Annotated in this window: 10 protein-coding genes and 1 pseudogene; 6 read left to right on the top strand and 5 right to left on the bottom strand. The window is 63.2% G+C overall.

Features of this window, described 5'->3' with window-relative positions; genetic code table 11:
* Positions 1 to 5 precede the first annotated feature (5 nt).
* Positions 6 to 173 (top strand): annotated as a pseudogene (locus tag QO034_RS22545) (IS5/IS1182 family transposase); the annotation flags it as partial.
* Here QO034_RS22545 and QO034_RS22550 read toward each other — a convergent pair.
* The 5 genes from QO034_RS22550 to QO034_RS22570 all read right to left on the bottom strand — a co-directional run bounded on the left by QO034_RS22550 (position 137) and on the right by QO034_RS22570 (position 4,311).
* The gene (locus QO034_RS22550) at positions 137 to 316 is read right to left on the bottom strand and encodes a hypothetical protein (protein ID WP_284487759.1); all 180 of its coding nucleotides are present in this window, start codon (positions 314 to 316) and stop codon (positions 137 to 139) included. The pseudogene QO034_RS22545 and the gene QO034_RS22550 overlap by 37 nt on opposite strands.
* 82 nt (positions 317 to 398) lie before the next feature.
* Entirely contained in the window at positions 399 to 1,451 is a 1,053-nt protein-coding gene (locus QO034_RS22555) for a ketopantoate reductase family protein (RefSeq protein WP_284487760.1), read from the bottom strand.
* Positions 1,452 to 1,646: 195 nt separating this feature from the next.
* On the bottom strand, positions 1,647 to 2,546 hold the full coding sequence (gene sucD, locus QO034_RS22560; RefSeq protein WP_284487761.1) for a succinate--CoA ligase subunit alpha: 900 nt from the start codon (positions 2,544 to 2,546) through the stop codon (positions 1,647 to 1,649).
* Between the two features lie 4 nt (positions 2,547 to 2,550).
* The gene (sucC, locus tag QO034_RS22565) at positions 2,551 to 3,744 is read right to left on the bottom strand and encodes an ADP-forming succinate--CoA ligase subunit beta (protein ID WP_284487762.1); all 1,194 of its coding nucleotides are present in this window, start codon (positions 3,742 to 3,744) and stop codon (positions 2,551 to 2,553) included.
* 24 nt (positions 3,745 to 3,768) lie between these two features.
* Complete coding sequence (locus QO034_RS22570; protein ID WP_284487763.1) at positions 3,769 to 4,311, bottom strand: hydrolase; 543 nt, start codon at positions 4,309 to 4,311, stop codon at positions 3,769 to 3,771.
* Positions 4,312 to 4,505: 194 nt separating this feature from the next.
* On the opposite strand from QO034_RS22570, the gene QO034_RS22575 reads away from it, so the two are divergent.
* The 5 genes from QO034_RS22575 to QO034_RS22595 all read left to right on the top strand — a co-directional run.
* Positions 4,506 to 5,234, top strand: coding sequence for a GntR family transcriptional regulator (locus QO034_RS22575; RefSeq protein ID WP_284487764.1), 729 nt, complete (start codon positions 4,506 to 4,508; stop codon positions 5,232 to 5,234).
* A gap of 13 nt (positions 5,235 to 5,247) precedes the next feature.
* Complete coding sequence (oxc, locus tag QO034_RS22580; RefSeq protein ID WP_284487765.1) at positions 5,248 to 6,999, top strand: oxalyl-CoA decarboxylase; 1,752 nt, start codon at positions 5,248 to 5,250, stop codon at positions 6,997 to 6,999.
* Between the two features lie 22 nt (positions 7,000 to 7,021).
* On the top strand, positions 7,022 to 8,296 hold the full coding sequence (gene frc / locus QO034_RS22585) for a formyl-CoA transferase (RefSeq protein WP_284487766.1): 1,275 nt from the start codon (positions 7,022 to 7,024) through the stop codon (positions 8,294 to 8,296).
* Positions 8,297 to 8,307: 11 nt separating this feature from the next.
* Entirely contained in the window at positions 8,308 to 9,225 is a 918-nt protein-coding gene (locus tag QO034_RS22590; protein WP_284487767.1) for a methionyl-tRNA formyltransferase, read from the top strand.
* Positions 9,226 to 9,234: 9 nt separating this feature from the next.
* Positions 9,235 to 9,397 (top strand): formate--tetrahydrofolate ligase (locus tag QO034_RS22595; RefSeq protein ID WP_284486590.1); only part of this gene is annotated, 163 nt, incomplete at its 3' end.

Genomic DNA, 9,397 nt, shown 5'->3' on the forward strand with positions numbered 1-9,397 from the left:
GATGAAGCGGCTACCACCGCCGGAGCCATGTCGGGTCCAGGATGAACCGTATCAGGCTGCCTGGTCAGTCATTGATGGCCCGAGACTTCGACCGCCAGGTCGCGGAACCACAGGTCCGCATTGCCGCGCTGAATCGTTACACCGCGCCTGGACTACCCGTCACCGCGGCCGTGGTGAAAGCCGCCGCCACGTCGGACAGGGCGGCCTTCAGGCTGCCGGCGGCAAACAGCGACACGTCCTGCGCCATGGCCGAACTCGGCGTCATCGCGAAGAGTGCGGCAAAGAAGGGGGGGCTTGTGCTTGAAATGCCTCCCAAACCCTGTCCTGTGCGGTCTGGCTGCCGTCGCGCCCCGACGACAAGCCCGCAGATCCTGCCGCCGGGTGGCCCGGTGTTCTCTTCAGCCTGCCGCCTTGAGGTTTTCGGACAGTTTTGTGTCCACCAGCGCAACGGTTGCGTCGATATCCGGATGGCCCATCCCGACTGCGCGCCCGGCCAGCATGATGAGCTTGTCCACGCGTTCGATCGCGGTTGCCCCGGAATAGACGGCGCGCGCCGCGGAGGACGGTTTCAGCAGGTTTTCCGCCGCCTTGGCGTATTTTTCGAACGGCACCATGTCTGCCGGATCGGCGCCGAGTTTCACCACCAGGTCGCGCACGTAGTTGTAGATCTCTTCCGACCTTACCGGGTCGCCATGCACGGCATCGCGAATCGCGCGCGGGCCGTCCGGCGTGATGCAGCGGTAGTTGCCGGTCGCCAGCATGCTCCATTTGGCGAAGGGCACGAACAGCGAATCGTAAACCCGCAGCTTTACCGGCACGTCCTTGCCGTCGATGCGGTAGTTGTCGATGCCCTGTTCCAGTTCGGCCAGCATGGCGTCATGCGCCGCATCGTGGAATTTCGTGACCTTGAAATTGGTCGGCAGGCCGACATGCAGCACGTTGGCGGCTTCCTCCGGCGGGCGGAAGGCCTGCGGATCGGGGGAACAGAGCGTCACCAGCGCCGGATCGAACCTGGCCCAGATCTCGGGGCTCTGAAAGGCCGCGCCCAGCCCGTCGCAATCCAGCCCCGGAATACGGCGCAGGTAGGGCAGGGGCGGCATGTTCATGATCGACATGCAGGGAACGCGGGCATCAGCCACGCGGCCCAGCAGCCCACGCAGGGAGGGGTGCGCATACTGCGGTTCCTGCATTGCGAGGCAGACGAGATCATAGTCCTGCGGCTGCGCCTTCTCCGGCGTGGTCGCGTCCAGCTTGCCAGCCAGGTCACCGGAACGGAAACTGCGATGATCGTCCTCGTCGCGCAGCTTGATCCGGACCTCGGTGCCGTTCTCGTTGATCAGGGCCGCCGTCCGGTCTCGGCAGACCAGCGTGACGTCATGGCCCGCGGCGATCAGTTTGGTGCCCAGAAGCGACCCGTAGGACGCGCCAAGGATCAGGATCCGATAAGACATTCAATTCTTCCTTCTCGTTTCGGTGTCAGCGGCGGCCATGCTTGCATGGGCGTCTGACACTGGCTTGCCGGGTGGTATCACCAAGTCGCCGGGTTGTTAAGTTGCCAATATCAGCCTGATCGAGAAATTTTATGTCGAGGCCAAATACGGAAAGGAGCGCCCGTCGCCGGACGCTCCCCCCTGATAGAGTCCGGTTCAGCCGAGCAGATCGACCAGCGTTTCCCCAAGCTTGGCCGGAGACGGCGACACCCGGATGCCCGCCGACTGCATGGCTTCGATCTTGTCCTCGGCGCCGCCCTTGCCGCCCGAGATCACCGCGCCCGCATGGCCCATCGTGCGCCCCGGCGGGGCAGTACGTCCGGCGATGAAGCCGACCACGGGTTTCTTGCGGCCCTTTTTCGCCTCGTCGGCCAGGAACTGCGCGGCGTCTTCCTCGGCGGAGCCGCCGATCTCGCCGATCATGATGATCGATTGGGTTTCGGGATCGGCGAGGAACAGTTCCAGGATATCGATGAACTCGGTGCCCTTGACCGGGTCGCCGCCGATGCCGACGGCGCTGGACTGGCCCAGGCCGGCGACGGTTGTCTGAAAGACCGCCTCGTAGGTCAGCGTGCCAGACCGCGACAGCACCCCGACCGAACCCTTCTTGAAAATGGACCCCGGCATGATTCCGATCTTGCATTCGTCGGGTGTCATCAGGCCGGGGCAGTTGGGGCCGATCAGTCGGCTGGGAGAATGGTCGAGTTTTTCCTTGACGCGCACCATGTCGAGCACCGGCACGCCCTCGGTGATGCAGGTGATCAGTTCGATGCCTGCGTCGATGGCTTCTTCGATGGCCGCCGCCGCTCCTGCGGGCGGAACGTAGATCACGCTGGCTGTGGCTCCGGTGGCGTCTTTCGCCTCGGCGACGCTGGCATAGATGGGCAGGGTTTCGCCATTGCTTCCGGTCCAGTCGGTTCCGCCCTTTTTCGGATGCGTTCCGGCGACCATCTGCGTGCCGTGATAGGCCAGTGCCTGTTCGGTGTGAAAGCTGCCGGTCTTGCCGGTCAGGCCCTGCACGATGATTTTCGTGTTCTTGTCGATCAGAATGGACATGGCCTTACCCCTTGACGGCTTTGACGATTTTCTGCGCGGCGTCGTCGAGATCGTCGGCGGCGATGACGTTGAGGCCGCTTTCGTTGATGATCGCCTTGCCCTCTTCGACTTTCGTGCCTTCGAGACGCACGACCAGGGGCACTTTCAACCCCACGTCCCGGACCGCCTGCACGACGCCTTCGGCGATCACGTCACAGCGCATGATGCCGCCGAAGATATTGACCAGGATGCCTTTGACATTGGGATCGCTGGTGATGATCTTGAACGCCGCCGTGACCTTTTCGGTGGTCGCGCCGCCGCCCACGTCGAGGAAGTTGGCCGGGGCGGCGCCATAGAGCTTGATGATGTCCATGGTCGCCATTGCGAGCCCCGCGCCATTGACCATGCAGCCGATGTCGCCATCGAGCGCGATATAGGCGAGGTCGTATTTGCTGGCCTCGATTTCCTTGTCGTCCTCTTCGGTCTCGTCGCGCAGTTCCATGATGTCCGGGTGGCGGAACAGGGCGTTGCCGTCAAAAGAGACCTTGGCATCGAGCACCTGGATATCGCCCGCCTTGGTGACGATCAGCGGGTTGATTTCCAAGAGGCTCATGTCCTTTTCGGTGAAGGCGGCATAGAGCGCCGCAAACAGCGCCTTGCCCTGTTCGCGGGTCCCGCCGGTCAGTTCATAGGCATCGGCGATCGTCTCGGCATCCGCATCGGTGACGCCCTGCGACGCGGTGATGCCGATGGTGTGGATCTTGTCGGGGGTTTCCTCGGCCACGGCTTCGATGTCCATGCCGCCTTCGGTCGAGGCGACGAAGGACACCTTGCCGGTTTCCCGGTCCACTAGGATCGACAGGTAGAGTTCGCGGGCGATGTCGGCCCCGTCCTCGATATAGAGCCGGTTCACCTGCTTGCCCGCCGGGCCGGTCTGTTTCGTGACCAGCGTGTTGCCGAACATCTCCCGCACGTTGGTTAACGCCTCATCGGCCGAGAACGACACGCGCACGCCGCCCTTGGCGTCGGGGCCGAGTTCCTTGAATTTGCCCTTGCCGCGTCCGCCGGCGTGGATCTGGCTCTTGACGACCCAGACCGGGCCGTCAAGCTGCGCGATTGCGGCCTCTGCCTGGTCCGCGCTGGTGACGGGCACACCCTTGGCTATCGGGGCGCCAAAGCCTTTCAGGACCTGTTTGGCCTGGTATTCGTGGATATTCATGTGACCCCCTTCGATCGATGAAATTCATTTGATGAGCGGCAACAGCTCTTTGAATGCGGGCGTTCCTGCGCGGCCGAGCCATTCGAAAACGACCATCTCCGCGGTGACGATGCGCGCGCCCGACGCGGACAGCCGCGCAAGACAGGCACGTTCGCTTTCCAGCGTACGGGATGCGGTGGCGTCTGACACCACGAAAACGTCGAAACCTTCCTCGATCAGGCTTTCGGCGGTCTGGACGACGCAGATATGCGCCTCCATTCCGACGATCACCGCCTGTTTGCGTCCAAGCGCGCCAAACGCCGCGGCAAAGGCCGTATCCTCCATGCAGGAAAAGTGCATCTTTGCGAAGACCGGTGACTCTCCCGCCGCATTTCTGATTTCCGGGACCGTGGGGCCAAGCCCTTGCGGATATTGTTCCGTGAGCAGAACCGGCACATCGTTGCGTGTCGCCGCGTGGAGCAGGAGTCGCGTGTTCGCGATGGTGCGGGCAGGGGCCTGCATTGCCGGAACGAGCCGTTCCTGCATGTCGATCACGATAAGCGCCGAATCCGTGGCTCTGATCAGCATCTTGCGTCCTTGTCGCGGTCAGATTTTTTGGCATCTGGTATACCAGAGATGTGATTGTCAAGGAAAAACAATGAATCATCGTCAAAAATAGATCGTTGACGGATTGCAAGACAGGTGTAAGGTATACCACATACACCGACTCGGAAAGCTCCCGGCAAAGGGATCGTCCGGGCGTCTTGGGAGGGGCGGTATTCGTGTCGATCGGCGACAAATTGAATCCGATTGCGGTGAATTTCACACTGAAAGATCACACGTTCGAGGTTCTGCGCGACGCGATCCTGGGGATGAACATCTACCAGGCTGACGCCGACCTGCGGCTGGACGAACGGCAGCTTGCCGAAAGCCTCGGGATTTCCCGCACGCCGATCCGCGAGGCGCTGGCGCGTCTGGCGCAGGACGGGCTGGTCGAAATCCTGCCGCGCAAGGGGGTCTTCGTCCTGCGCAAGGGGCGGGAAGAGATCCTCGAGATGATCGTGACCTGGGCAGCGCTGGAAAGCATGGCGGCGCGGCTGGCCACGCAGAACGCCAGCGATGCCGAGTTGAGAGACCTGCGCGTATTCGCGATGAAGCACAGCAGCGACGCGGTGCGGGCGGAATTGCAGGAATACTCCGACGCCAACATCCGGTTCCACCAGACCATTCTGGAGCTGTCGGGCTGCACGCTGCTGAAGCGCATGGCGGATGGACTCTTCATGCACATGCAGGCAATCCGCCGCCGGGCGATGGGCGAAAGCGACCGGGCCCGGCGGTCGGTGGCCGATCACATGGAAATCATCGAGGCGCTGGAATCGCGGGATGGCGACCTGGCCTCGCGCCGGGTGCGCGAACACACCATGCGCCTTCACGATCACATCAGCAAGACCTGGACCCGGCTGGAGAGCATGGGGGCTTTGCGCCCCGAAGCAGTCGAGGGCCCCCTATGAAAACGGAGACACCATGACACAAGCTGCTGCAATTGAACTGGACGCCCAGGCCGAAGTGACCGACGGTTTCCATTTGCTGATCGATGCGCTGAAACTCAACGACATCACGACAATATACAACGTGCCGGGCATTCCGATCACCGATCTTGGCCGATACGCGCAGGCGCAGGGCATGCGGGTGATTTCCTTCCGCCATGAACAGCACGCCGGCTATGCGGCGTCCGTCGCCGGGTTCCTGACCAAGAAGCCGGGCGTGTGCATGACCGTGTCGGCGCCGGGCTTCATGAACGGGCTGACCGCGCTGGCGAACGCAACCACCAATTGCTGGCCGATGATCCTGATCTCGGGTTCGTCCGAACGCGAGATCGTCGATCTGGCGCAGGGCGATTACGAGGAGATGGACCAACTGGCGATGGCGCGGCCCTTCTGCAAGGCGGCCTATCGCCTGACCTATGCCGAGGACATCGGCATCGCTGTTGCCCGCGCGATCCGCAGCGCCGTCAGCGGCCGCCCCGGCGGCGTCTACCTGGACATTCCGGGGGCGATGCTGGGCCAGACGATGGAGGCCGCGAAGGGCGCGCAATCGCTGGTCAAGGTGATCGACCCGGCGCCGCGTTCGACCCCGGCGCCCGATGCCATCGCCCGCGCCATCGGCGTGATGAAAGAGGCGAAACGCCCGCTGATCGTGATCGGCAAGGGCGCGGCCTATGACCAGTCCGACGACACGGTGCGCGAGCTGGTCGAGAAATCGGGCTATCCCTTCCTGCCGATGTCGATGGCCAAGGGGCTGCTGCCGGACACGCATCCGCAATGTGCCTCGGCGGCACGGTCGCTGGTGCTCAAGGAGAGCGATGTGGTCATCATGCTGGGCGCGCGGATCAACTGGCTGCTCAGTCACGGCAAGGGCAAGCAGTGGGGTGAGCCGGGCGGCAAGCGGTTCATCCAGATCGACATCGACGCCGAGGAGATGGACAGCAACGTGGAAATCGCGGCGCCGCTGGTGGGCGATGTCGGGTCCTGCGCACGGGCGCTGATCGACGCGATGGACAACGAAGGCATCGCACCGCCGAAGGACTGGCTCGACCTCGTGCACTCCAAGGCCGAGGCGAATATGGAAAAGATGGCCGCGCGGTTGCAGAACAACAACAACCCGATGGACTACCACGCGGCCCTTGGGGTGCTGAAGCAGGTCATCACCGAGCAGCCCGACACGATCCTTGTGAACGAAGGCGCCAACACGCTCGACCTGGCCCGCTCGATCATCAACGTGCACAAGCCGCGTCACCGGATCGACGTCGGCACCTGGGGTGTGATGGGCATCGGCATGGGGGCGGCCATCGCCGCGTCCATCGAAACCGGCAAGCGGGTTCTGGCGGTGGAGGGCGACAGCGCCTTCGGGTTCTGCGGCATGGAGGTGGAAACCATCTGCCGCTACAAGCTGCCGGTCTGCGTCGTGGTCTTCAACAACAACGGCATCTATCGCGGCGACGGCGAGAACTGGGGCGGCGGCGGCGATCCCGCGACCACGTCCTTCGTGCCGGATGCGCGCTATGACAAGATGATGGAGGCCTTCGGCGGCGTCGGGGCCTGGGTCACAACCCCGGACGAACTGCGCCGGGCCGTGAACGAAGCGCTGGAAAGCGGCAAGCCGACGCTGGTCAATGCGGCCATCGATCCGGCCGCCGGCAAGGAAAGCGGCAATATCGGAAACCTGAACCCGCAGTCGGTGGTGGCGCAAAAGCTCTACCCCCAGGCGCGCAAGTGACGACAGAGACAGGACAAGACAGATGAAAGCATTAGACGGCATCAAGGTGCTCGACTTCACCCACGTTCAATCGGGGCCGACCTGCACCCAGCTGCTGGCCTGGTTCGGCGCCGACGTGATCAAGGTCGAACGCCCCGGCGTTGGCGATGCGACGCGCAAGCAGTTGCAGGACGTGCCCGGCGCCGACAGCCTCTATTTCACCATGCTGAACCACAACAAGCGGTCGATCGAGCTGAATTCCAAGAACGAGACCGGCAAGGAAATCCTGACCCGGCTGATCGAGGAATGCGACGTTCTGGTGGAAAACTTCGCCCCCGGCGCGCTGGATCGCATGGGGTTCTCCTGGGAGAACATCCAGAAGATCAACCCGCGTATCATCATGGCGTCGATCAAGGGCTTCGGACCCGGCAAATACCAGGACTGCAAGGTCTACGAGAACGTCGCGCAATGCGCCGGCGGCTCGGCCTCGACCACCGGGTTCCGTGATGGTCCGCCGCTGGTCACGGGCGCGCAGATCGGCGATTCCGGCACCGGGCTGCACCTGTGCCTGGGCATCGTCACCGCGCTGTTCCAGCGCGAGAAGACCGGGCGCGGGCAGAAGGTCAGCGCGGCAATGCAGGACGGGGTGCTGAACCTCGCCCGCGTCAAGCTGCGCGACCAGCAGCGGCTGGAGAAAGGCCCCTTGAAGGAATACAGCCAGTTCGGCGAAGGCATCCCCTTTGGCGAGGCGACCCCGCGGGCGGGCAATGACAGTGGCGGCGGTCAGCCGGGCCGCATCCTGAAGTGCAAGGGCTGGGAGACCGACCCCAACGCCTATACCTATTTCATCACCCAGGCGGCGGTCTGGGAAAAAGTCTGCGACGTGATCGGCGCGCCGGAATGGAAGACCAAGGAAGGCTATGCGACGCCGCCGGAACGGCTCGACAAGCTGAACGAGATCTTCGGGCGGATCGAGGAATGGACCATGACCAAGACCAAGTTCGAGGTCATGGATATCTGCAACCCGCTGGATATCCCGGTCGGGCCGATCCTGTCGATGAAGGAAATTGCCGAGGACGAAGGGCTCTATGCCACCGGCACGCTGGTCAAATGCGACCACCCGGAGCGCGGCGAATACATCAGCGTCGGCTGCCCGATCAAGCTGTCCGACAGCGAAGTGACCGTGACGCGGTCGCCGCTCCTTGGCGAGCACACCGAGGAAATCCTGGCGCAGGTGCTGGGCTATTCGGGCGAGGATCTCGACCGGGTCATCGGCTCGGGCGCGGTGGGTGACGTGAAACGCCAGGCGGCGGAATAGGGGGAAATCCGATGCGGATCATCGTCATGGGCCAGCAGGCGTTCGGCAAGGACGCGCTGGCCAGGATACTGGAGGCGGGCGTGGACGAGGTGGTCGCGGTCTATTGCGAACCGGACCGAGACGGCAAACCCGTCGATCCGATCAAGGAATTCGCATTGGAAAAGGGACTGCCGGTGCGCCAGCCAGCCCATTTCAAGGATCAGGCGTCGATCGACGAACTGGCTGCTTTCGATGCCGACCTGATGGTGATGGCTTTCGTGAACGTCTTCGTGCCCGAAGCGGCGCGGGACACGCCGAAACATGGCTCGATCTGCTTTCACCCGTCGCTCCTGCCGAAATATCGCGGGCCGTCCGCGGTCAACTGGCCGATCATCATGGGCGACACCATGTCCGGATTTTCCTGGTTCTATCCGACGGACGGGCTGGACGAAGGCGATGTGCTTCTGAACTGGGAGTGCGAAATCGGCCCCGACGACACGGTGATCGATCTCTATTTCAAGAAGATCTACCCGGCCGCGGTCAATTCGGTGATCGAGGTCTGCGATCTCTTTCGCGCCGGAAACCCGCCGCATATCGAACAGGACGAGGCGCAGGCGACCTATGAACGGCGCTGCACGAAAAAGCACGCGAAGGTCGATTGGAACAAGCCCGTGAAGCAGGTCTATGACCTGATCCGGGGCACCAACCCGGCGCCGGGCGCCTGGACCACGGTCAAGGGCGAGGAACTTGGCGTTTTCGATGCCGCGCGTGTCGCAGGCGACGGCATTTCATCGCGCGTGATGGATATCTCGGACGACGGTGTGACCGTGCAATGCATCGGCGGCCGCATCATGTTGAAACGTGTCAAACCGGCCGGGGGCGGCAAGCAGCCGGCCGCCGACTGGGCCAAAGCCGCCGGGCTGACCGTCGGCGACACCCTGGGAGAATGAGAGATCATCATGGCATTCAAGACGGATATCGAGATCGCGCGTGAAGCGGTTAAGGAGCCGATCCAGGCGATCGGGGCGAAGCTTGGGATATCGGACGCGGATCTGGTGCCTTACGGGCATGACAAGGCGAAGGTTTCGGCGGATTTCATCGCGCGGGCGGCGTCCAACCCGG

The sequence above is a fragment of the Sedimentitalea xiamensis genome (assembly GCF_030164465.1).
Lineage (GTDB): Bacteria > Pseudomonadota > Alphaproteobacteria > Rhodobacterales > Rhodobacteraceae > Sedimentitalea > Sedimentitalea xiamensis.

Bases quoted from the DNA above. Each gene is read 5' to 3' on its own strand.
- QO034_RS22555 (WP_284487760.1), bottom strand. From the start codon at position 1,451: ATGTCTTATCGGATCCTGATCCTTGGCGCGTCCTACGGGTCGCTTCTG.
- sucD (WP_284487761.1), bottom strand. From the start codon at position 2,546: ATGTCCATTCTGATCGACAAGAACACGAAAATCATCGTGCAGGGCCTG.
- sucC (WP_284487762.1), bottom strand. From the start codon at position 3,744: ATGAATATCCACGAATACCAGGCCAAACAGGTCCTGAAAGGCTTTGGC.
- QO034_RS22570 (WP_284487763.1), bottom strand. From the start codon at position 4,311: ATGCTGATCAGAGCCACGGATTCGGCGCTTATCGTGATCGACATGCAG.
- oxc (WP_284487765.1), top strand. From the start codon at position 5,248: ATGACACAAGCTGCTGCAATTGAACTGGACGCCCAGGCCGAAGTGACC.
- frc (WP_284487766.1), top strand. From the start codon at position 7,022: ATGAAAGCATTAGACGGCATCAAGGTGCTCGACTTCACCCACGTTCAA.
- QO034_RS22590 (WP_284487767.1), top strand. From the start codon at position 8,308: ATGCGGATCATCGTCATGGGCCAGCAGGCGTTCGGCAAGGACGCGCTG.